General features: G+C 42.3%; 20 protein-coding genes and 2 pseudogenes. 10 read left to right on the forward strand and 12 right to left on the reverse strand.

Annotated features, from left to right (window positions below; genetic code table 11):
* The first annotated feature begins 140 nt into the window (after positions 1-140).
* From MKS89_RS00635 to mutM, 6 genes are all read left to right on the forward strand, one after another.
* The gene (locus MKS89_RS00635) at positions 141-1,820 is read left to right on the forward strand and encodes a methyl-accepting chemotaxis protein (protein WP_072960339.1); all 1,680 of its coding nucleotides are present in this window, start codon (positions 141-143) and stop codon (positions 1,818-1,820) included.
* Between the two features lie 109 nt (positions 1,821-1,929).
* Positions 1,930-2,604 (forward strand): RadC family protein, encoded by a 675-nt coding sequence (radC, locus tag MKS89_RS00640; RefSeq protein WP_072960342.1) that lies wholly within the window; start codon positions 1,930-1,932, stop codon positions 2,602-2,604.
* Positions 2,605-2,976: 372 nt separating this feature from the next.
* Positions 2,977-3,213 carry a 50S ribosomal protein L28 gene (gene rpmB / locus MKS89_RS00645; protein ID WP_072960344.1) on the forward strand — a complete coding sequence of 79 codons (237 nt, stop codon included), beginning with the start codon at positions 2,977-2,979 and terminating at the stop codon, positions 3,211-3,213.
* 13 nt (positions 3,214-3,226) lie between these two features.
* A complete protein-coding gene (rpmG, locus tag MKS89_RS00650) occupies positions 3,227-3,394 on the forward strand; it encodes a 50S ribosomal protein L33 (RefSeq protein ID WP_004728408.1) in 168 nt (55 codons plus the stop codon).
* A gap of 138 nt (positions 3,395-3,532) precedes the next feature.
* Complete coding sequence (locus MKS89_RS00655) at positions 3,533-4,036, forward strand: hypothetical protein (protein ID WP_072960347.1); 504 nt, start codon at positions 3,533-3,535, stop codon at positions 4,034-4,036.
* Position 4,037: 1 nt separating this feature from the next.
* Positions 4,038-4,847: a bifunctional DNA-formamidopyrimidine glycosylase/DNA-(apurinic or apyrimidinic site) lyase gene (mutM, locus tag MKS89_RS00660; RefSeq protein ID WP_072960350.1), complete on the forward strand. Its 810-nt coding sequence runs from the start codon at positions 4,038-4,040 to the stop codon at positions 4,845-4,847.
* A gap of 19 nt (positions 4,848-4,866) precedes the next feature.
* On the opposite strand, the gene coaD is transcribed toward mutM, so the two are convergent.
* Positions 4,867-5,361 (reverse strand): pantetheine-phosphate adenylyltransferase, encoded by a 495-nt coding sequence (gene coaD, locus MKS89_RS00665; protein ID WP_072960353.1) that lies wholly within the window; start codon positions 5,359-5,361, stop codon positions 4,867-4,869.
* A gap of 169 nt (positions 5,362-5,530) precedes the next feature.
* On the opposite strand from coaD, the gene MKS89_RS00670 reads away from it, so the two are divergent.
* The gene (locus MKS89_RS00670) at positions 5,531-6,595 is read left to right on the forward strand and encodes a glycosyltransferase family 9 protein (RefSeq protein WP_072960356.1); all 1,065 of its coding nucleotides are present in this window, start codon (positions 5,531-5,533) and stop codon (positions 6,593-6,595) included.
* On the opposite strand, the gene MKS89_RS00675 is transcribed toward MKS89_RS00670, so the two are convergent.
* On the reverse strand, positions 6,534-7,313 hold the full coding sequence (locus tag MKS89_RS00675) for a glycosyltransferase family 2 protein (protein ID WP_072960359.1): 780 nt from the start codon (positions 7,311-7,313) through the stop codon (positions 6,534-6,536). The two genes, MKS89_RS00670 and MKS89_RS00675, sit on opposite strands and share 62 nt — an antisense overlap.
* A 117-nt stretch (positions 7,314-7,430) precedes the next feature.
* Positions 7,431-8,483 carry a glycosyltransferase family 9 protein gene (locus MKS89_RS00680; RefSeq protein WP_072960361.1) on the reverse strand — a complete coding sequence of 351 codons (1,053 nt, stop codon included), beginning with the start codon at positions 8,481-8,483 and terminating at the stop codon, positions 7,431-7,433.
* Positions 8,484-8,583: 100 nt separating this feature from the next.
* On the opposite strand from MKS89_RS00680, the gene MKS89_RS00685 reads away from it, so the two are divergent.
* Both MKS89_RS00685 and MKS89_RS00690 read left to right on the forward strand, forming a co-directional pair.
* Positions 8,584-9,285, forward strand: coding sequence for a 3-deoxy-D-manno-octulosonic acid kinase (locus MKS89_RS00685; protein WP_072960364.1), 702 nt, complete (start codon positions 8,584-8,586; stop codon positions 9,283-9,285).
* A gap of 106 nt (positions 9,286-9,391) precedes the next feature.
* Positions 9,392-10,372 carry a WaaS/CpsH family glycosyltransferase gene (locus tag MKS89_RS00690; protein ID WP_072960367.1) on the forward strand — a complete coding sequence of 327 codons (981 nt, stop codon included), beginning with the start codon at positions 9,392-9,394 and terminating at the stop codon, positions 10,370-10,372.
* Here MKS89_RS00690 and waaA read toward each other — a convergent pair.
* From waaA to rfaD, 8 genes and pseudogenes are all read right to left on the reverse strand, one after another.
* The gene (gene waaA, locus MKS89_RS00695) at positions 10,350-11,630 is read right to left on the reverse strand and encodes a lipid IV(A) 3-deoxy-D-manno-octulosonic acid transferase (protein WP_072960370.1); all 1,281 of its coding nucleotides are present in this window, start codon (positions 11,628-11,630) and stop codon (positions 10,350-10,352) included. The two genes, MKS89_RS00690 and waaA, sit on opposite strands and share 23 nt — an antisense overlap.
* A 2-nt stretch (positions 11,631-11,632) precedes the next feature.
* A complete protein-coding gene (locus MKS89_RS00700; protein WP_072960373.1) occupies positions 11,633-12,412 on the reverse strand; it encodes a glycosyltransferase family 32 protein in 780 nt (259 codons plus the stop codon).
* Between the two features lie 12 nt (positions 12,413-12,424).
* Positions 12,425-13,648 (reverse strand): O-antigen ligase family protein, encoded by a 1,224-nt coding sequence (locus MKS89_RS00705; RefSeq protein ID WP_072960584.1) that lies wholly within the window; start codon positions 13,646-13,648, stop codon positions 12,425-12,427.
* A 2-nt stretch (positions 13,649-13,650) separates the two neighbouring features.
* Positions 13,651-14,672 (reverse strand): annotated as a pseudogene (locus tag MKS89_RS00710) (glycosyltransferase family 9 protein).
* 17 nt (positions 14,673-14,689) lie between these two features.
* Positions 14,690-15,712: a lipopolysaccharide heptosyltransferase II gene (gene waaF / locus MKS89_RS00715; protein ID WP_072960586.1), complete on the reverse strand. Its 1,023-nt coding sequence runs from the start codon at positions 15,710-15,712 to the stop codon at positions 14,690-14,692.
* A gap of 78 nt (positions 15,713-15,790) precedes the next feature.
* Positions 15,791-16,846: a glycosyltransferase family 4 protein gene (locus MKS89_RS00720; protein WP_072960375.1), complete on the reverse strand. Its 1,056-nt coding sequence runs from the start codon at positions 16,844-16,846 to the stop codon at positions 15,791-15,793.
* Positions 16,847-17,022: 176 nt separating this feature from the next.
* Complete coding sequence (locus MKS89_RS00725) at positions 17,023-18,189, reverse strand: nucleotide sugar dehydrogenase (RefSeq protein WP_072960378.1); 1,167 nt, start codon at positions 18,187-18,189, stop codon at positions 17,023-17,025.
* Positions 18,190-18,269: 80 nt separating this feature from the next.
* Positions 18,270-19,211 (reverse strand): ADP-glyceromanno-heptose 6-epimerase, encoded by a 942-nt coding sequence (rfaD, locus tag MKS89_RS00730; RefSeq protein ID WP_072960380.1) that lies wholly within the window; start codon positions 19,209-19,211, stop codon positions 18,270-18,272.
* Positions 19,212-19,440: 229 nt separating this feature from the next.
* On the opposite strand from rfaD, the pseudogene MKS89_RS00735 reads away from it, so the two are divergent.
* Positions 19,441-19,565, forward strand: a pseudogene (locus tag MKS89_RS00735) (dTDP-glucose 4,6-dehydratase); the annotation flags it as partial.
* A gap of 252 nt (positions 19,566-19,817) precedes the next feature.
* On the opposite strand, the gene MKS89_RS00740 reads toward MKS89_RS00735, so the two are convergent.
* The gene (locus MKS89_RS00740; RefSeq protein ID WP_072960589.1) at positions 19,818-21,692 is read right to left on the reverse strand and encodes a polysaccharide biosynthesis protein; all 1,875 of its coding nucleotides are present in this window, start codon (positions 21,690-21,692) and stop codon (positions 19,818-19,820) included.
* Between the last annotated feature and the right edge of the window lie 58 nt (positions 21,693-21,750).

Genomic DNA, 21,750 nt, shown 5'->3' on the forward strand with positions numbered 1-21,750 from the left:
GTCAGAACTGTGTCAGAGGAACTCATCCGCTCAGATTGTCATATTCAAAGACTTGAGTATGACTCACAGATATTTATGCCAATATATGCAATAAAAAAACTATTGATAAATAGTCAATCGATATAAAGATAAGGAATCTTATGTTTAGTTCTCTTCGGAGCCGGACCAAGCTCCTCTTAATTACTGTCATTCCTCTGATGGTTATTACAGCGATGATTACAATGGTGTATTACTGGAGTGGGATGACTTCACTGAAGCAAGAGCTGGCACAATATCGACAAGAATTGGTAACCAGCCATAAAAATGAGCTGAAGTCTTATATTATGATGGGTACAACGGCCATCAAGTCTCTTTATGATAGTGATCAAAATGGTGAAAATCAGGCTCGGGCAAAAGAGATATTAAAAGCCATGCGTTTTGATGATGATGGCTATTTCTTTGCCTATAACTCTCAAGGCGTGAATACACTGCATGCGATTAAGCCACAACTGGAAGGGAAGAACCTCTATAACCTGAAAGATAATAATGGTGTTCCGGTCATTGCGGGTTTAATTGAAGCGGCAAAATCGGGGGATGGATTCCTCTATTTCTCATGGCATAAGCCCTCTCTGGATGCGCAAGCACCGAAGTTAGGTTATGCCGAATACCTGCCGAAATGGGATTGGGTGTTGGGCACTGGTGTTTACATTGATGATATTGATCGTCAGGTGGCGGCTTTTCAGAAGAATCGGGAAAAACTGTTATATCAACAAATGTGGTCTGCGGTTGGATTGTCGGTGGCAGGGTTGGTATTAACGATTATTATTGTGAGCTGGTTGGTTTCTAAAGGCGTCGCACCATTGCATCATATTCTGAAATCGTTGCAGGATGTAGCAGCAGGCGGTGGTGATTTGACTGCTCGTTTACATGTGGAAAGCCATGATGAAGTCGGTATGGTGGCCGAAGCATTCAACTCCTTCATGGATAAATTACATCCGCTGATTTCAGATATCAGCCGGACCGAGCATGAGGTGGTATCGGCTGTGAGTGATCTGGATCAGCAGACGTCTCATTCAAATCAGAAGATGAACAATCACTGTCAGGAAACCGATAAAGTCGTTGCTGCGGTTACAGAAATGAGTGCGACAGCTCGTGAAGTCGCATTGAATACCAATTCTACCGCCCAAGCGATAGAGTCAGCAAATCGGCAGATTCATGAGGCACAGGATGAGGTGAATTTCGCGATTGAGGGGATTAGCAGTTTGGTGAAAGAGGTGAATCTGACCTCTGATGCAATCTCGGAATTGAGTCAACAAGCCGGAGAGATCACACAAGTTCTGGATGTGATTGGGGAAATTGCTGAACAGACGAACTTACTGGCATTAAATGCTGCAATAGAAGCGGCAAGAGCCGGGGAACAAGGGCGAGGATTTGCGGTGGTTGCCGATGAAGTTCGCTCGCTTGCGAGCCGGACTCAGAATAGCACGCAAGAGATCGGCAATATGCTGAATTCGTTGAATCAAGGGGTGACGAAAGCGGTCAGCCGTATGAAAGCGAGTCGTGAGCGGGGCGAAAGCACTGAACAAGAATCGGTTCGTATCAGAGACAGCTTGTCCGGTATTTCTCAATCGATTCGGACCATTCAGGATATGGGAATTCAGACCGCGTCAGCCGCAGAGCAGCAAAGTGTGGTTTCTGAAGAGATCAACCAGAATCTGGTCGCGATTCAGCAGATTGTGAATGAGTTGAGCGATAATCTGCAACAGTCGGAATCAATCAGTGGCCGTTTGGCGTTATCTGGCAAGAAAATGGGAGATTTGGTCGGGCACTTTAAGATTTAACCGACATAACAATTGCAACTGGTGTTGATATCTCTCGGATTTTTTATCAACAAAGTTGAATTTGATTTTATCTCCAGTATTTGTATGGCAAACCGAGAGGAGCTATACAATGAGCCTGAAATTCCTTCCTAAAGAGTCAATGCCACGGGAAAAGTTACTTTCCCGTGGTCCCCATGCCCTGTCTGATGCTGAACTATTGGCTATTTTCTTGCGAACCGGTGTTGTCGGGATGAATGTCCTCGAATTAGCTGATTTTCTTTTACAGGAATTCGGTTCACTTCGTGCATTATTTTCAGCCCAGAAGAGTGTGTTTTGCCAACATAAAGGTTTGGGAGAAGCGAAGTTTGTGCAAATGCAGGCGGTGTTAGAAATGGCTCAGCGTTATTTTTCTGAGACGATTCAAAGAGGAGATGCACTGACGAATCCGCAATATACCCGTCATTATCTATCAGGAATACTTCGGGACAGGCGCCGTGAAGCATTCTATGTGCTGTTTCTGGATAACCAGAATCGGGTTATTTGTGGTGAAATTCTTTTTGAAGGCACGATCAATGCTGCGAGTGTTTATCCGCGCGAGATTGTGACGCGAACATTGCAATATCATGCCGCATCCGTGATTCTGGCTCATAATCATCCGTCTGGCGTTGCAGAACCTAGTCAGGCAGATCGACATATTACACGACGGATTATCGATGCTTTGGCGCTGGTGGATATCCGCGTTTTGGATCATTTTGTCATCGGTGATGGCGAGATTGTGTCTTTTGCTGAGCGAGGCTGGATTTAACATTGATTGATGCTTGGTTGCGGTAGTGCGGTAGGCGTTGAACGGCTTATCGTGATTTTGCGAGAGAGTTGTCGCTTTCGGTTGATTTGATGGTTTTTACGAAAGTTTTTAGTTGTGGGAACAGGAGATTCTGTTATCATTCGGCCACTAAATTTTCAACCTATTATCAGCTCGGCGATGAAAAAGATCTCAGGATCTGCAAAAAAGGATCTGTTCGGGTCTTGAGCAATGCACATCAAGTTAGTATAATGCGCGACCTTTGATAGCCTTGTATGGATTTTCCATAATGGTTTTAAACCTCACCCTTCAACATGGAGAGAGGTTCGGCCACCAAGGTTGATATCGAGCTGAAACGATTTGGAGAAGACATTCATGTCCCGAGTATGCCAAGTAACTGGTAAGCGTCCTGTAGCGGGGAACAACCGTTCGCACGCACGTAATGCTACTAAGCGTCGTTTTCTGCCGAACCTACAAACTCATCGTTTCTGGGTAGAGAGCGAAAAACGTTTTGTTAAACTGCGCCTGACTGCGAAAGGCATGCGTATCATTGATAAGAAAGGCATCGATGCCGTTCTTTCTGATATTCGTGCTCGCGGCGAAAACGTTTAAGAGGAATTGAGCAATGGCTAAAGGCATTCGTGAAAAAATTCGTCTGGTATCATCTGCTGGTACTGGTCATTTTTACACTACTGACAAGAACAAACGCAACATGCCAGGTAAATTTGAGATCAAAAAATTTGATCCAGTGGTTCGCCAGCACGTTGTTTACAAAGAAGCTAAGATCAAGTAATTGAACTGCTTTTTGTAAGTGTTATAAAACCCAGCTTCGGCTGGGTTTTTTATTATCTCCTACCTACCTTTTTGCTGCGAAAGATCATAGGATGAACGGATATATCGATAAGCGACAATATCTGTTGAGAGTGACCTGATGAAGGATCGAAAACGACGTTGGAATAATTATCTGATTCTGGCGGTGATTTTATTTATCGTCATTTTGAATCTACCATCCATGATTAAAAATTATCTTTTACCTCATGAAGCGCAGAACAATCCATCGCTTCTCAATCCCCAACTGACCATTACTTCGATACACACTCAGCCTTGGTCGCTGGTGCGTGACCCGAATGGCGACTGGACATCGACGGTGTCATTTAATATTTCAGCGTTAGAACTGGTACAACGGTGGCGGAATCTGGTTGGTACACCGGTTGATGAAAAGACCTACCACTCATTATCTGGCAAGTTGAATGATCCGGGAACGGTTGAAGTCTGGTATGAAGAGCAGGAAGAGCCGCAGCGGATTACCTATTATCGTTTTCCGCAGTTTTGGTTATTAAAAAACTGGCAGGAACACTGGATTGCTATCAGCGTAGAAGACCATTATCTGTTTCCATCGGTTATCGCCGAATTATCAATGCAGCAGGAGAATTGAAATGCCGGAGTTACCGGAAGTTGAGGTAAGCAGACTGGGAATTAGCCCTTTTTTGGTGGGTGAGCAAGTGAAATCCGTGAGTGTGCGGACGCCGAAACTCCGTTGGGAGATTCCTTTTGAGCTACAGCAGATTACGGGGCAAGTGATTCGGCGAATTCATCGCAGAGCAAAATACCTCTTGTTGGAAACCGATGTCGGCACTGCGATTATTCATTTGGGAATGTCAGGTTCTTTGCGCGTGTTGGATGTTTCGCTTCCGCCCGGCAAACACGACCATGTCGATCTGTTCATGATGAACGGGAAAGTGCTGCGCTATAACGATCCGAGACGATTTGGTGCGTGGTTATGGGCAGAGAAGGGTATGACTCATTCGGTGTTCGATAATCTTGGACCGGAACCGCTTTCTGATGAACTGACAGCCGAGTATATAGCCGCGAGAGCGAAAGGAAAACGAGTGACAGTCAAACAGTTTATTATGGACAATAAAGTGGTCGTAGGTGTCGGGAACATTTATGCCAATGAGTCGTTGTTTACCACTGGGGTTCGACCAACCCGGGAGGCGGGTTCACTGACAATGCGTGAATGGGAAACGCTGGTGACAGAAATTAAAGCGGTGCTGACCCGCTCGATTCAACAAGGTGGCACGACCTTGAAAGACTTTGCTCAAACGGATGGGAAACCCGGTTACTTTGCTCAGGAACTCCGTGTTTACGGGAAAGAAGGGGAGCCGTGTCCTGAATGTGGTCAGGTGATCGTGGCGCAGAAGATTGGACAACGGAATACCTTCTATTGCCCGCTCTGTCAAAAATAGTGCCCTATGGCCTCTGTCGTCAGATATTCCGTTTTTTACGCAGCGATTCTGCAACGACTGGTGGCACAAACGTATCGACATCTCCCCCGTGGATAGCAACTTCCCGGACAATCGTTGAAGAGAGAAATGCGAATTCATCTGCCGGGGTGAGAAAAACACTCTCAAGCTCTGGCATCAGCCTGCGATACATGTTAGTCAAGCCGAACTCATACTCAAAGTCCATGGTTGTCCGCAAGCCGCGGATTAAGACGTTTGCGCTGACTTGCTTGGCAAAATCGACTAACAACCCGGAAAATCCCTGTACACTGACATTCATCAGGTGTTGGGTTGCTTGTTCGGCAAAAAAGACTCTTTCCGCCAGTGTAAACATGGTATTTTTACTGGGGCTGGCGGCAACAGCAATAATGACTTCGTCAAACATACCGGCAGCGCGGTTGACAATATCAAGGTGTCCATTGGTGAGTGGATCGAATGTTCCCGGATAGATGACGCGCGATAATTTTTTTTTGCTCACAGTCCGTTATCTCAACAGTTAAACAGCGTTCCTTTGGTATATACCGAAGGTAGCTCAAAATACAAAGTTTGTCAGAGTATCTGACACTCACACTATAGTAACAAAAAGGCTCAAAATAACCTATTGATGTCCGTCTGAACGATGGTATGTGACGGAATAAGAGTTTGAAATGAAAAAAATACTTGTTATTCGTAATGATAAAATCGGTGATTTCATGCTGGCATGGCCGAGTTTCGCGATGCTCAAAGCATCGATTCCCGATTGTCACATTACTGCGTTAGTACCTCATTATACTATCGCGCTTGCCGAATTATGCCCGTGGATTGATGCCGTGCTTGAAGATCCGACTAAAAAGGGTTCAGCAGCATCTCAACAAGCGTTGATTGAAGCGATGCGCCAGCGTCACTTTGATGCGTCGATTAACTTATTTTCGACCACTTACAATGCGTTGTTGGTCTGGAAGGCGAAAATTCCATACCGAATGGCTCCGGCGACGAAACTGGCACAAGTGTTTTACAATCATCGGGTGAAGCAGAAGCGCTCACAGTCTGCGAAACCTGAATTTGAATATAATTTGGATTTGATTCGGGCCTTTTTGCAGGAGCATCAGATCCCCGTGGTTGAGCCGCAGCCACCTTACCTAACTTTCACCGCATCAGAACTCGCTAAACAAAAAGACAAACTGGCTGCTCAGCTAGGAATTGGTTCTGCCAAACCATGGCTGTTTGTTCATGCGGGAAGTGGCGGTTCAGCCAATAATCTGTCTCTCGAACAGTATAGTCAGTTGATCGATGGGATAAATGGTAACTTTGAGGTGGTGCTGACTGCCGGGCCGGGAGAGGAAGAAAAAGCCTATCAACTCCAACGATCGATCAACCAACAAGGTGAAAAAGCCGTTGTCTATCATAAGAATGACGGGTTGGTCGATTTCGCCAGATCAATTGCCTGTGCGAGCCTTTTCATTGCAGGATCGACCGGTCCCTTGCACATTGCTGCTGCCATTGATGTTCCGACGATTGGTTTCTTTCCTGCCAAGCGTTCGGCAACACCATTACGCTGGTATCCGTTGAATTCGCAAGGGCGTCATTTATCATTTGCCCCCCCGGCACGCGGTGGTCAATCACAACAGGAAGATATGAGCCAAATTCAAATCGAATCGCTCTTGGGTGATATTAATTTTTGGGTGGCGCCGTATTTGTCCTTATCCACAAATCAGCGTATTTCACAAATGTAGAATGTGCCGAAAGCAGGGATAGGAGTAATCCCTGCCTTCCATCTAAGAAACCTGCTTTGATCACATACATTTTCACAAAGCATCCGAGTGCATGAATGATGCCTTGGCCGAGACTGCTTGTTTTACCGCGTTGTTGGCGTTGTTCTGCCCACGCTTTCGCATATCCGGCTGACTTGACCAAGTAGTGATTCATATCGTCGTAAGTATAGTGAATTGCGTCACCGGAAAGAGTTTCAACATGCATGGATGATGTCACTTCGACTTTCTCATGAACCAATGCATCGTTGTATTGGGTCAGCTGGGTTGGATAGAGACGTAGGACTTTATCCGGATACCAACCACAGTGACGGATGAATCGACCAAACACCCAACTTAACCGCGAGATTTGATAGATGGTATTGGGTCGATTTGCTTTCACCGCGTCTTGAATACTGCGGCGCAGTTCCGGTGTGATTCGTTCATCGGCGTCTAACCATAAGACATAATCCGATTCGACATACGATTGTGCGAGACGACGCTGTGGCCCAAATCCCGGCCAGTCAGTGTTCAAAAAGAATTTATCGGTAAACTGCCGGGCAACATGTTCGGTTTCATCGGTACTCCCTGAATCGAGAATGACAATCTCATCGACCCAGCCCTGAACCGTTTTTAGACAGGCTTCCAGATGCTTGGCTTCATTTTTTACAATCAGGGCCACGGCTAAGGTTGGTTGTGTCACGATGGTAAGTCTCCGTTGAGATGATGTTATTGTTCGAGTCGGGTTGCTGTCAGATGATAGCAGGATACAGCTATTTGTCTTTAAGTCGTTTGTCCGCCTGTTCGGGCGGGATTTGACTCACAGATTAAAATCTTTCACTGCCTTCTCAAACATTTGAATGACTTGCGTTGCCTGAATCCGACACATGGCTGATTTGTCTTTGACACGGGCACGCCAGTTTAACGCAGCGATGGTTTTACCGGTTTCTGCTTGAATCGCCTCTTCATAGACGGAAACAACATAATTCTGATAGCAATAAGGCCCGGTTCGTTGTGGGTTATGGTGAGCATACAATCCGATAACTGGCGTCCCCATGGCATTGGCCATATGAGTCGGCCCGGTGTCCGGTGCAATCACCAGATCGCTGTGATCTAACAAAGCCAGCATCTGTTTCAAGGTGCTGTGACCGACTAGATTGGCCACCGGGAAATCGATCAAATCAAGTATCTGGTTGGCTAAATCGAGTTCGACTTGTGCGGGGGAACCGGCAAGGATGATATGCCAACCCTGCTGATGGATATATCGTATCACTTCAGCGTAGCCTGCGGCTGTCCAGTTTTTATAGGCTTTACTGGCGCCGGGAACTACCACCAGATTCCGCTTGTCTTGACTGAGTTGTTGCGTTGCCCATTGCTGGTCATGGTGATTGTAAGTGAGTGTCCACTTTGGTGTGATATCCCGAATACCAATATATTGTGCAAAGGCAAGCAGGCCATCCAGTACATGAGGGTTATTCGGGGAAGGGACGTGCTGATTGGTAAACCAAGTTTGACAGTCTTGACTGCGTGTGGCGTCGAAGCCTAACTTATAGGTTGCTTTGATTCCCAACGTGGCAATACTGGCTCTAAATGCATACTGCATATGGAGGAGCGCATCAAATCGCTCCCCTTTCAGGGTTGCCCAGAGCTGTCGGTAGGCTTGCCAGCCTTGCTTTTTATCAAACACAATGAGGTTGATATTATCGAGACCAGCCAGTAATTGCGCTTCTAACCGACCTGTAATCCAAGTGATGTTGGTTTCAGGCCACTGGCGTTGAATGGTTTGAACCGCTGCAACGGCATTGCACACATCTCCAATGGCAGACAGACGCAGGATACATATCGATCGAGGGGCGGAATCAAATAACGCCATAATGAACACTATAAAGCAATGAGAGTTGTCCGGAATTATGCAGAGAGCGGAAGAAAATGTAAAATGCTGATTGAGTGAAGTTTTAAGCATTGGGTAAGCCGTGAAAACGTTCGAAAAAGGTAAATTACGGGTGTGGTATGACGAGACGTTGTTATCATCATCTCCGGAGCAATGTTTTGATGTCAGTTTCTGGCAGCAACAGGATAAGATTGTCGGTCAGGCCTATGGCAGAGGGACGACATGGTTTATCCAACTCGATAACCTTCAGGGTGCATTGCGGCATTACCGACGGGGCGGCTTGTTTGGGCGGCTCGTTCGTGATCATTATCTTTTTTATCAATGGGATAAAACTAGAAGTTATCAAGAATTTCAGATTTTAAACCACTTGAGAAATGCAGGTGTGAATGTGCCGCGTCCGATTGCGGCCAGAGCGGTGAAAAAGCATGTGTGCTATCAAGCCGATTTAATCACGGAAAAAATCCCCAATGCTCGTGATTTGGTGACAATTCTTCAGGAAAATGCATTACATGATGAAATGTATGTGAAAATCGGGCGAGAGATTCGTAAGATGCATGATGCCCAAGTCAATCATACCGACTTGAATATTCACAATATTTTGGTTGATGAGCAAGAACGAGTTTGGATTATTGATTTTGATAAGTGTATGATTCAGCCTGATGGTGGTTGGAAGGAGGATAATATATCTCGCCTGAAACGCTCATTCTTGAAGGAGCAGCAGAAGCGGAATATTTGTTGGACACTTTCATCATTTGATTGTTTGTATCGAACATATAGCGAATAAGTCATGAAGACTATCATATTTATTGTGTAGCAGAATCACTAATATTTAAATGAGTTTAAGGTGAGTATAGTATGTGTATTAGAGTCAATAAGGTTGGATTACATCGATGAATATTCTTTTTATTTGCCCAAATTGGTCTGGATTAGCAACTCCAATCATTGATGAAATGTCTCGCCAAGGACATTATGTTACTCATCTCGACCATTCTGACTTATCTAAATTTCAGTATATTGATACTTGCCATCGTGTTATGTCAAAACTCTATAGTAAATTATCAGGTTTAAACTATAAACATAAACAGACAGAAGTTCAGATAGAACAAATGCTGACAAGTTTTTTTATTGGTCGAGATAAATATGATGTGGTTATAATGACTGATCCTAATCTATTTAACCGTCATCATTTGGAAATACTGAAATCCAATACAGCTACATTAGTTGCGACATTATGGGATAGTTTAAGAAAATCTCCTGATAATGCAGATAACCTTGACATGTTTGACTTTGTATTTAGTTATGATGATATAGATTGTAAAGAAAGTGGGTTTATAAAAATAAATAATTATTTAGATCCAACGTGGAATGCGATCTTTCACTATGACGAGTGTAAGTATGATTTATTCTCTATCATGTATTTTACAAAGGAAAGATATCAACATGTAAGAAAAATTCTAGATGCTAATCCTTGGTTGAATCCTAATATTATATTTTATTGTGATCATCCTCGTAAAATGAATTATATAAAAGATCATCGAATAAAGTCGACAGATAAGCTGATTTTAGGTGAAGATTTAGCTCGTTGTATTAGTGAGTCAAAGGGCATTTTGGATGTATTACAGGGGGAACAATCAGGTTTGTCATTTAGAATTTATGAATCTATTGGCTATCAAAGAAAATTGGTTACAACAAACTCCTATATTAGAAACTATGATATATATAATCCTAATAACATAGCTATAATTAAAGATGATTACAAAATTCAGAATGATTTTTTTAATAAGCCATATGAGTCCATAGATAGTGATGTAATATATAAGTATACGTTGGAGCAGTGGGTTAAGAAGATTATGAGTAAAATAGCATATTAACGGTTTTCTTTAAGGCACCAGTATTGTTCATGACGAGATTTTTGGCCTGAGATGACATCTGCCTCAATTGATTAGGATTTTTTAATAATGTCATAATGTTGGGAGCAATTTTATCCCCACTATCCAAAATAAGGAGTGCTCCGGACTCGTGTAAAGATAAAGTGATATCACGAAAGTTATAATAACTTGGACCAGTGATTGTTGGTATTCCTAGAGATGCCGGCTCTAAGACATTATGTCCTCCAACAGCTTTTCCGATGAAACTTCCTCCCATGACACAGATATCAGCTGCACCCATCAGGGTCAACATCTCTCCCATCGTATCTCCAAGGTATACTTGATATGGTTGACTATGTGTGCTTTCTTGAGTTCGTCTTTGAGTGCTCAGACCTTCTTTTACACAGAGTTCATATACCGAGTTAAATCTTTCAGGGTGGCGAGGGACAAGTATAAGGAGTGCATTTGGGTACTCTTTCAAAATCCGCTTGTGATTTTCAAGTATTAATTCGTCTTCTCCTAAATGAGTACTGGCTGCAATCCATACCGGCCTTTCGGAACCTATGCTGTGTCGCAAAGATCCTGATTTTCTTTTAATTTCTTCTGAAATTTCAATATCATATTTAATCGAACCAGTAACTGATAATTGTGAGGCATGTGCACCTAGTTTTTTAAATCGGTTACTATCATCTTTATGTTGGCAATAGATATGGTCAACTTGGGGTAGACATAAATTGATTAAAGGTTTTACTTTTTGGTAATTACGATATGATTTTTCTGATAATCGAGCATTAATAATGGAGATTCGTATACGACTCTTTTTTACCATATACAATAAATTAGGCCAGAGCTCAGTCTCCATAATAATTAAATGACTTGGTTTTACTGATTGAAGAAAACCACGAATAGCAAAAGGAAAGTCAAGAGGCATATATCGATGCTCTGCAATAGAGCTGATTTTTTGTGCTTGCTCTGCACCCGTTGGGGTTGTTGTTGTAATGATAATTTTTTTCTCAGGGAAATCGACATGTAGTTGTTTGATCAATGGGATTACGCTGAGAGTTTCACCGACAGAGACAGCATGAATCCAGATCACTTCTTGATTTTCTGATGTGGATAAAGAGGGTATAAAACCGAAATGCTCAGTCCAGCGAGAACCGACATAAGGCTTTCCCGTTTTTTTCTTGAATAACTTCAAGAGATAAAAAGGTGCAATAATTGTTAGTACTAGCGTATAAATTAGTCGGATAAAGTAATTCATATTTATTTTTTGACTAAGTCTTTGGGATCCATATGGGTCCACTTACCACGGGGTTTATCTAAATATTGGAAGTGCTCATTTGTAAAAGTACCTTGTATGCATACATAATTTCTTCCGCGTGCATGGACTTCTTTTCCTTCTAGAACTCGATTTAATACGTATGGTCCTGTTGTTCCATAAACGCCTTTCTCGACGTCATAGTTCTCGATGTTACCAACAATCGTATTCATAATCGTTTGATAGTCAGGGTTATTAGGCACTGTGGCCAGAAAGAAATTTGTATAATCCGTATTCCCTTTTTTAAACTTGATATATAGTGCTTCTTGTTCATCTTTTAAGATTCTACGGAGTGGCCATACCAAAGTGGCATCAATATCCATATAGATGCCGCCTTGTTGATACAACACTGTAATTCGCCATAAATCGGCTTGAGCAGCGCCATCAGTCAGTTTCTGATAGGCTTTATACACATGTTCAGGGGCTTGCTCTCTCATGAACTGTTCGCGCTCTTCGGTACTGACATATCGATAATCATAATCCAGAGACATCAAACGATTAAATAAGTAATTGAGATAAACAGGTAATGTGCTGCGATTAGAATAATTGGTTTGCCAGATGACTCTTGGAATCGCGCTGGTATTTTCCCAATCCAACTTATGCTTGGAGTAGATTGGTATGGTAAAACGAGTTTTAGGTAAAACCGCATGAAAAAGGTAAGAGAATAGTTTAAATAGATTCCCTATCAGTCGAATTGAGCGGTTGGTGATGATGATGAAGTTCATTATTTTGTCCCACTATGTTTCATTATCTTGAATATGATTAAGATCGTTTCGGGTAAAATTGATTAGTACAGCAAGCATAAAGCCGTAGAAACTACTGATTAAATTTTGCTCCAGAGGCACTTCGGTTAAACAAAAAATTGAAAACCCTAAAACAAAAATGAATCCGCTGAATGCATGTGTAGATTGTTTCACATGTCTTAAAAAGAAAAATAGAGGCACGAAGATTAGTGCAACAAACGCTAGAATGCCGAGTATGCCATTGCTCGCTAACATTTCAAAATATTGACTATGTGCATGAGCTCTTTTGACACTGGTCAGCCAATGACTTACTTTCCCTTCTTGGTATAGCTGTCGAATAGTTGCTTCTCTTTGAGCATATGTTTGACCGATAAGTGGACTCTTCATAAAGGATTGTGTCGCAGAGTGCCACAGTTGAATCCGTCCACCAGAAGATTTAGCGTCAGCGACATCGCCTGATAAAATTCGGTGGAATTCAGTAGTTGTGTAATTGATCCTGTCTTGAAATTTGGACGAATAAGTATAGAAAACGATAAAAAATACCGACATGACAATCACTATTTTTAGCATATTTCTGAGTCTATGCTGTTTGGATTGAAATAGGATGCTAAAAACGACGAGTAATGGAATAGCGAAAATAGCGCCTCGGGTTAATGTCAGTATGGTTGCAAAGCAGCAAATTAAGGAAGATAACCATAATATCTTCTTTATATGGCTACTGTAAGCCAGAGTGAGAGCTAAAAAGGCAAGGGAGCAGGATAAATAGCCAAAGTTAATACTGTATAAATAACCATCTACTCTGGGCATGCCTTTGATATAAAATTGATAAACTGAAATAATAATTGTGCCAATTGAGCCCAAAAATATTCCCCAATCAAGATATTTTCTTGGTGTTGTCGTCTCATTGAGGATGTGTCGAATGAAAAAATAGATCGGGATGATGAATAAATAACGCGAAGCACCTTTAAAGTATCTTGTTGTTTCCATATCCGATAGATACACAGGAATATTCGCGATGAAGTAAGCAGAAAGAATAGCAATTACCATCCAGTCTAACTTGTCTAGAGTATAATCTTTCTTCTCTTTAATGAGATACCATACTGAAGTGAACAGTAAAATTAAGATAGCACCAATACTGAAATTTTTAGTACATAACAGCAATGCCGGGACTAAAAATAGGCAGCCATTCAGTATTTTTTTGTAGTATGTATTTTCCATCTCTACGACCATGATGAGATTTCACTTTTAATTACCTGATATATTTTTTGTGGACTCGGTATACTGCCATCAGCATTCATGACGATATAATGCTTCTCATACAGCGGTGTATACCGAAAGGGGACTGTTGAGTAAAAAATACCAACCGTCGGTGTATGGGTTGCAATCGCTACATTTCTAACCCCTGTATCAGGGCTTACCATAAGAGAGGCTTTCGCGGTCAGTTCAATAAGCTGTTCTAGAGGGAGGCAAGCCTGAATTGCGAAATTTGAGTATTGTTTGAGCTCTTCCAAGAAATCACCTTTCTCAAACGGGTTTTTACCTTCAAGAAAAATATGCTTAATCTCGGGATGATTGGCTAAAGACAGCTCAATGAGTTCTTTCATTTGCTGCTGGCTCAGAATCTTTGAAGTTTGAGAAGCACCATTAAAGAATAAGATAAATGGATTGGCTTTATCTTGTTCGACACGATGATCTGGATAGTTAAAATCGAGCGGGTAACTTGGATGATGTCCCAGTATTTTTAGCATATCTAACATGCATTCGACTTCCGGTTGGAAATCTGAACGCGGCACGCAAACATTGTACAGTACGCCGCGAAGATAGCTCTTGTATGGAAAACCGATTTTCAATTTGGCCTGACTCAATGCCATCATCCAGTGTGAGCGATTGGTACTGGCCAAGTCAAAAATGATATCTTGTTCTCCTAGCGCTTTAATGTTCTTGATTTTATCGAGCACGGATGTTTCTTGTTTTTTATCTTTGCCGGGCATGATATGAACACGATCAACCAGGTCGTCTGGCATACCATATTGATAGTTTGATACGGCAACAAGTGTGATTTGTGCATTGGGGAAAAATTTTCTTGCTTCGATTAGAAAAGGACGAGCAATCACTTGATCACCGAGGGCCGCATGTCTGATGACGGCAATTTTTTGATATTTTGTGGCGAAAATGTTTCGCTCAAATATTTTCTGGCTTTTTTTGTTGCGAAAGCTCCACGCTCAAACCATTGATGTTTCATAATAATTCTTATCTGAGTTATTGATGTCTAATCTGACGGATGACTTGATCTGGCGTCAGTTGTTTAAGGCAATTTAGGTGCCCATATGGACACTCCCTTTGAAAACAAGGCCTACATTCTATATCAGTACTTAGTGTAATTACATTTTCTGACAATGGTGGCGTGTATTGTGGTGAGCTGGAACCGTAGATGGCAACGATATGACAATGGACCGCTGCGGCAACATGCATCAAACCCGAATCATTACTGACGACAGTATGGCAACAGGCGAGTAAATCGACTACCTCGACGAGTGTTGTTTTTCCTGCCAAATCAAAACAGTGTGACTGGTGTTCCAAAGGGAGTAAGCTGCGAATATGTTGCGTGACTTCTTGATCTTTTTGTGACCCAAATAGCCAAATCTGTTTCCCATCTTGTATCAGAGCTGATGCTAATTCTGCATAATGTTGACTTGGCCATCTTTTGGCTGGGCCAAATTCTGCACCAGGACATAAACCAACGACTTCTCGATCAGATATTAAAGAAAAACGTTGCCGTAAACGCTTTTGCTGGTTTGAGTCAATGCTCAGTTTTGGTTTGAGGCATTTATCCAGTGACACTTCATCAGTCATTGTGCTTTTGGGAACCGCTAAGGCAACATAGCGTTCCACCATATATTGAAAGACTTTTCTGTCAGCCCTCAAGTCGTTCAACAGACCATAGCGCATCTCACCTTTCCATCCTGTTCGGACAGGAATGCCTGCGAATAAGGGGATTAGTGCCGATTTGGCTGAATTGGGGAGAACAAAAGCATGCGTATAACGATTCGCAGCTAATTGGCGGCCGATTTTCCATCGCTTGGTGAAACTGAAATCACCATGACCGATTGGCATTTCGATGGTCTGATCAACTTCAGGCATTCGTTCCAGAATCGGACCACACCAAGCCGGTGCTAAGACATCAATTGTCACATTTGGATGACGGCTTTTCAGTTCGCGATACAAACTCTGCGACATTACCATATCTCCAACCCATGAAGGGCCGATTATCAGGATTTTCATTGGCATAATTTTAGAACAACTCATCTAAATGAGAGGGCATACTACCATCAGCATGATGGTATAGTAAGCAGCACTCGATTATTCCTGATAGTAATGTAGCAGATTTTGAGTATGTGTCTGTATTGAAAACTCTTTACATGCTCTCATTCTGGCTGATATTGCGTTATTTTTGGCCTCTTCATAGTGCTCATAACTGTTCAGAATGGCCTCTGCGATGGATGTATCACTGGTCGGGGTACAATACTGAGCGTAATTTTCCAGTAGTTCCGGAAGAGCACCGGTGTTGGCCGCCACAATGGGGCGTTGAGCTGCCATCGTTTCGATTGCAGTTAAACCGAATGCCTCATTGGCATAAGGTAAACAAACGATATCCATGATAGATAACAGTTGATGAGTGTCCCGACGAAAACCGGTGAAGATAACATGGCTGCTTAAATCTAAAGATTGAATGGTTTGCCTGACCTGATCAAGATAAGCTAAATCGCATCCTTGTGAAGCTTCCAATCCGCCAACGATAACTAGTTTACTCTGAGGGAGGTTTTGCTGAACCCGCGCAAAAGCTTTGACGAGTTCTATTTGTCCTTTCCCCGGACTAATGCGGCCGAGAGTTCCGATCACAAAATCTTTTTCCGGAAGTGAGAGTGCTTGTTTGATGGTCGCGATTTCATTGGGAAGCAGTTCTGCTTTGTCAGGAATATCCGTTCCTAACCACAAGCGTGTTATTTTCTCCGGTGGTACCGGAAGTGCATTGACATTTCTCCGGTATGTTTCATCACTGATCGACAAAACTTGATCAACTTGTTGGTAGACCCAACTGTGGAAGAGATCTTTTTTACTTCTTGTCACACCCATATGTTCAGTGAATATGATTTTCACTGAAACAAATTGTTTAATCAGGGCTGCAACTAAGAGATCTCCGGATTTATGACAGTGAATAACATTGATCTGATGTTGTTTGACCCATTGAATGAGAGAGAACAGTTTGACACTGAGCAATTGAGACTTGCTTCTCGCAGTATATAAGGGAAATTGGTTTTCTCTCATCCCTGACTCAACTTGTGTGTCAGCCAGACATAAACCGAATATTTGATAGCCTGCGAAGAGGAACTGTTTACCCATTCTGATTGGGTACATTTCCAAGCCCCCCCATCCTTTTGACAGGCATATATGTAATATTACGGGATGTCTCACTATGCTCTCCAATTGATAAAAGTGATATATACATTCTACAACATTCGGAGAAAACAGGTTAATTGATTGAGAAAAAAGAGCTCTGAATGTTCTATCAAAACTCTTTTTATAAGGTGTGATTAATCGGAACCAAATAGATCTCGTGTATAGACTTTGTCTGCAACTTCTGACAATTCATCTGACATCCGATTTGAAATAATGATATCGACCATCTGTTTAAATTCATCCAGATTACGCATCACTCGGGAATTAAAGAACTGATCTTCTTTCATTGTGGGCTCATAAATGACGATTTCTAGTCCTTTGGCTTTCAGACGCTTCATGATGCCTTGAACAGATGAGGCTCGGAAGTTATCCGAACCGGACTTCATAATCAGCCGATAGATACCGACGGTTTGTGGATTCTTCTTCAGAATGCTTTCTGCAATGAAGTCTTTACGAGTTCGGTTTGCATCGACAATTGCGGCGATAATATTATTGGGAACGGTGTTGTAGTTTGCCAGAAGCTGCTTGGTATCTTTTGGCAGACAGTAACCACCATAACCGAAAGAAGGGTTGTTATAATGATTGCCAATGCGCGGATCGAGGCAGACGCCTTCAATAATCTGACGGGTGTTCAGACCATGCGCTTCGGCATAAGAATCGAGTTCATTAAAGTAAGCGACCCGCATAGCCAGATAAGTATTGGAGAAGAGTTTGACCGCTTCAGCTTCTGTGGCATTGGTAAAAAGCACTTGAATGTCTTCTTTCTGGGCTCCTTCTACAAGCAGGTTGGCAAAAGTGGTCGCACGATCACTTTGCTCACCGACAATGATCCGTGATGGATAAAGGTTATCGTGTAGCGCTTTCCCTTCACGGAGGAACTCAGGGGAGAAAATGATATTTGGGCAATTGAAGCGCTGTTTGATCTGTTCGGTGTAACCAACCGGAACCGTAGATTTAATGATCATGGTTGCTTCAGGATTGATTGCAATCACATCCTGAATGACCTTTTCAACTGTCGTGGTATTAAAATAGTTGGTCTGTGGATCGTAATCTGTCGGTGTGGCGATGATGACAAAATTGGCATCTCGGTATGCTTCTTCCTTATTTAGTGTCGCTTTAAAATCCAATTCCCGTGATGACAAGAACATTTCGATTTCTTGATCGATAATGGGCGATTTTCGTTCATTGAGTAAGGCGACTTTTTCCTCAATAACATCTAACGCGACAACAGTATGATTCTGGGCAAGCAGGATTGCATTCGACAACCCGACATATCCAGTTCCAGCAACAGCAATTTTCATAACGACTCCCAACCTAACGTATTAAAAATGAGACACTTGACTATCATACAAGTATCTCTCTGATTAGAAATGGTTAAATGCTATTGATTAATGATATGTAAATATTCTGAGACACCTTCAGCTACGGTTTTGAACACAATGTCACATCCTGCTGCTCGTAGCTTGGTCAAATCGGCTTGGGTAAATTCTTGATAAGCGCCTTTCAGGTGTTCAGGAAACGGAATGGTTTCGACACGACCACGGCCATGATGGTTAATGACAGCTTTGGCAACTTCTTCAAATGACTCGGCTTTGCCTGTTCCACAATTGAAAATACCGGAAATACCCTGTTCCCAGAACCATAAGTTCACCTGACACACATCACCGACATACACAAAATCGCGGATAAAGTGATGGCTACCTTCAAATAACTTGGGATTTTCGCCCGCTTTCATCTGATTGTTGAGGTGAAAAGCAACGGACGCCATTGAGCCTTTATGATCTTCTCGAGGGCCATAAACATTGAAGTAGCGGAACCCCGTGATTTGTGAAAGCTGTTCACCATTTGCTTCTGCATCTTCCCAGAGACGACGAACATAGTTATCAAACTGCTGTTTGGAGTAACCATATACATTCAATGCACCTTCGTACTCAGGTGATTCAATGAACGTCTTTGTTTCTCCGTAAGTAGCTGCAGACGAAGCATAGAGAAAGGGGATTTCTCTGTCTAAACAGTAATGGAGCAGCTCTTTTGAATACTCATAGTTATTGAGCATCATGTATTTGCCATCCCACTCAGTTGTTGCTGAGCAAGCGCCTTCGTGAAAAACCGCTTCAATCGGACCGAAATCATCACCAGCCATAATCTGTGCTAAAAAGTCATCACGATCCATGTAGTCGGCTATGCTTAGGTCAACGAGGTTTTTGAACTTTTTGCCGTTTTTGAGATGGTCAACGACAAGGATATCGTCAAATCCTTTGTCATTGAGGGTTTTTACGATATTGCTGCCAATCATGCCAGCGCCGCCGGTTACGATGATCATAGGTTTTCCTGTGAAGAGTATGCATGTGTATAATTGTCGCCCATTATAGCGAGTTGATATGGTGATGTAATCACAAAATCAGGGTTAAGCATGGGTTAACCTCGCCTCAAGTTAAAGATACATGATCATCCACCCAATATAATTATTCCTCGGCAGATAAGCATTTGAGAGCTTTACCCAGAGGTAGTTGCGTATCTACGATTAATACAGTTAATTAGGAAGTTATTGAATGAAAAATTTGGTCGCTGACGGCGCAGGGTTCGTTAGCTCCGTGGTTGTTCGTGATATTATTCGAGATACAACGATGATGTTGTTAATGTTGATAAATTAACTTATGCAGGAAACTTGGAATCGTTTCCTTGCATATCGCAGTTTTAAACATTAAGAAAGAGCCAGCAGTCCAGTCAATAATAGTAGTTTTTTTGATTTTATTCTTACCGATAATGATCGGTTATTTTTATGCTTCTATTAACAGTTTATTAATTGTATCTAGATTAACTGTCGCATCAGAATTAAGAACAAGAAAAAATCATTATGTTTCATGCCTAAATGTGTTTCGTTATTTGCAATGAGAGTATCATGATTGTGACTGACAACCGAAATAAATTAAAGATCCTCTTGCTTGGGATTATAGCCGGTAGGCGCATCAAGTAAAATTTGCTTGATGCAGTCCACATTAAAATCATGACAACATATATCCAGTTGATTTATAAGTATTTCCATTTCTTCCCATGAAAGTTTGTCTTCAGACGCAGCCATGATTTTTTGATGGCTCGTCCCTTCGACATTTTCCCCAATCAATAGTTCTTCATATAATTTCTCACCGGGACGTAACCCTGTAAAACGGATTTCGATATCCCCTTCATCTACTTTTCCTTCGTAGTATTCTTTCATACCCATTAAGTGAATCATCCGTTTTGCCAGATCTAGTATTTTTACTGGATCTCCCATGTCTAATACAAATACCTGACCGTTATGTCCCATGGCTCCTGCTTGAATGACGAGCTGTGCGGCTTCAGGTATTAACATAAAATAACGAATGATATCTGGATGCGTAACGGTGACTGGGCCCCCTTGGCGAATTTGCTTTTTAAAAAGTGGCACGACAGATCCTGAAGAGCCCAATACATTGCCAAACCGAACCATGGTAAATGTTGTGTCCGTCTCTTTATCTGTAAGTGCCTGAAGTACAAGCTCGGCCATTCGTTTACTCGCTCCCATGACATTGGTCGGGCGAACAGCTTTGTCTGTCGATATCAGTGTGAAGTTTTTGACGCCAGCCTGAATGGCCGCATTGGCACAGGATAATGTTCCGAAGACATTGTTACGGATGCCTTCGACAATATTGTCTTCAACGAGCGGGACATGCTTATAGGCCGCTGCATGATAAACCGTTTCTACGTTGTGTGCCTGCATCAGCTTGAGAACTCGGTTTGCTCTCTGTACGGAGCCAAGAGCAGTGATGATTGTTGTTTGTAAATTATTTCGGGTCTTTATCGATTGAAGCTCTTGATCAATCTTATATAAGTTATACTCATTAAGTTCGAATAAGACGAGTGTTGTTGGACTTTGTGACAGTATTTGTCGGCAAAGCTCTGAACCAATGGATCCACCCGCGCCCGTGACCATAACACTTTTATCTGTGATATTTTTTGATAATAAACTTGGATCGGGATCAACCGGTGCCCGACCAAGTAGATCGAACAGATCCAGATCCCTGACATCGGTAGCTCTTGCTTTACCGGTGGCTATATCTTCCACACTAGGCACCGATTGTACTTCTATCGGCCAGTGAGAGAGTTTTTCAAGTAATCGCAGCCGCTCACCTTTGCTGATGTTATTGATCGCAAGCAGTAGTTTCACTGGTTGATAGAGTGATTTTAACTGCTCGAATTCATCACTATGATGAACTCGAATACCAAACATAATTTGTCCGGTTTTGGTCGGGTCATCATCGAGCAGAATCACCGGATGATATTCATCACCCTGTATGAGAGCATAGGTCAGATCTCTGCCAGTTGCGCCAGCACCGTATATGAACACATTGGGTTTATGGCGTTTGTAATCGTAGTAATAAATTGTTCGAATTAGGATTCGAGGCCCACCCAGAGTCAGAATCGCCAAACCAGCGTAGATAAATGGAACGCTTCTGGGAATAAATGCCTGAAAGAAAAAACCACTGAGTGCAAGTGTTAAAGAGGATAGAAAAACCGCTAAGAATATATGCCCGATTGCGGGGAGCATCATATAACGAAGTACAGCGCGATACATGCCAAACCGCACAAAAGTTATCAGTGTTACTAAAACTGTTGCTAAAACACAAAACCCCTCTCTATATCCCAGGACGAAATGGAAACCATCAAGACGGAGAACCATTGCAAAGAGCAATGATGTCAAGACTGAGAGGATATCATAACCAATGCTAATGACGCGCTTATTGCGACGTCTGGTTCGGAAAAGTAGTTGAATCGGAGTAAACATTGCTTTATGCCCAATTGATAACACTGAGATGTGGGAGGTTTATGTCTTATTTATCTTT

Origin of the sequence: Vibrio gazogenes, from assembly GCF_023920225.1 — a bacterium.
In the GTDB taxonomy this organism is placed as follows: Bacteria; Pseudomonadota; Gammaproteobacteria; order Enterobacterales; family Vibrionaceae; genus Vibrio; species Vibrio gazogenes.

Excerpts from the sequence above, each read along its gene's own strand:
- MKS89_RS00635 (WP_072960339.1), top strand. The coding sequence starts at position 141 with ATGTTTAGTTCTCTTCGGAGCCGGACCAAGCTCCTCTTAATTACTGTC.
- radC (WP_072960342.1), top strand. The coding sequence starts at position 1,930 with ATGAGCCTGAAATTCCTTCCTAAAGAGTCAATGCCACGGGAAAAGTTA.
- rpmB (WP_072960344.1), top strand. The coding sequence starts at position 2,977 with ATGTCCCGAGTATGCCAAGTAACTGGTAAGCGTCCTGTAGCGGGGAAC.
- rpmG (WP_004728408.1), top strand. The coding sequence starts at position 3,227 with ATGGCTAAAGGCATTCGTGAAAAAATTCGTCTGGTATCATCTGCTGGT.
- MKS89_RS00655 (WP_072960347.1), top strand. The coding sequence starts at position 3,533 with ATGAAGGATCGAAAACGACGTTGGAATAATTATCTGATTCTGGCGGTG.
- mutM (WP_072960350.1), top strand. The coding sequence starts at position 4,038 with ATGCCGGAGTTACCGGAAGTTGAGGTAAGCAGACTGGGAATTAGCCCT.
- MKS89_RS00670 (WP_072960356.1), top strand. The coding sequence starts at position 5,531 with ATGAAAAAAATACTTGTTATTCGTAATGATAAAATCGGTGATTTCATG.
- MKS89_RS00680 (WP_072960361.1), bottom strand. The coding sequence starts at position 8,483 with ATGGCGTTATTTGATTCCGCCCCTCGATCGATATGTATCCTGCGTCTG.
- MKS89_RS00690 (WP_072960367.1), top strand. The coding sequence starts at position 9,392 with ATGAATATTCTTTTTATTTGCCCAAATTGGTCTGGATTAGCAACTCCA.
- waaA (WP_072960370.1), bottom strand. The coding sequence starts at position 11,630 with ATGAATTACTTTATCCGACTAATTTATACGCTAGTACTAACAATTATT.
- MKS89_RS00700 (WP_072960373.1), bottom strand. The coding sequence starts at position 12,412 with ATGAACTTCATCATCATCACCAACCGCTCAATTCGACTGATAGGGAAT.
- MKS89_RS00705 (WP_072960584.1), bottom strand. The coding sequence starts at position 13,648 with ATGGAAAATACATACTACAAAAAAATACTGAATGGCTGCCTATTTTTA.
- waaF (WP_072960586.1), bottom strand. The coding sequence starts at position 15,712 with ATGAAAATCCTGATAATCGGCCCTTCATGGGTTGGAGATATGGTAATG.
- MKS89_RS00720 (WP_072960375.1), bottom strand. The coding sequence starts at position 16,846 with ATGTACCCAATCAGAATGGGTAAACAGTTCCTCTTCGCAGGCTATCAA.
- MKS89_RS00725 (WP_072960378.1), bottom strand. The coding sequence starts at position 18,189 with ATGAAAATTGCTGTTGCTGGAACTGGATATGTCGGGTTGTCGAATGCA.
- rfaD (WP_072960380.1), bottom strand. The coding sequence starts at position 19,211 with ATGATCATCGTAACCGGCGGCGCTGGCATGATTGGCAGCAATATCGTA.
- MKS89_RS00740 (WP_072960589.1), bottom strand. The coding sequence starts at position 21,692 with ATGTTTACTCCGATTCAACTACTTTTCCGAACCAGACGTCGCAATAAG.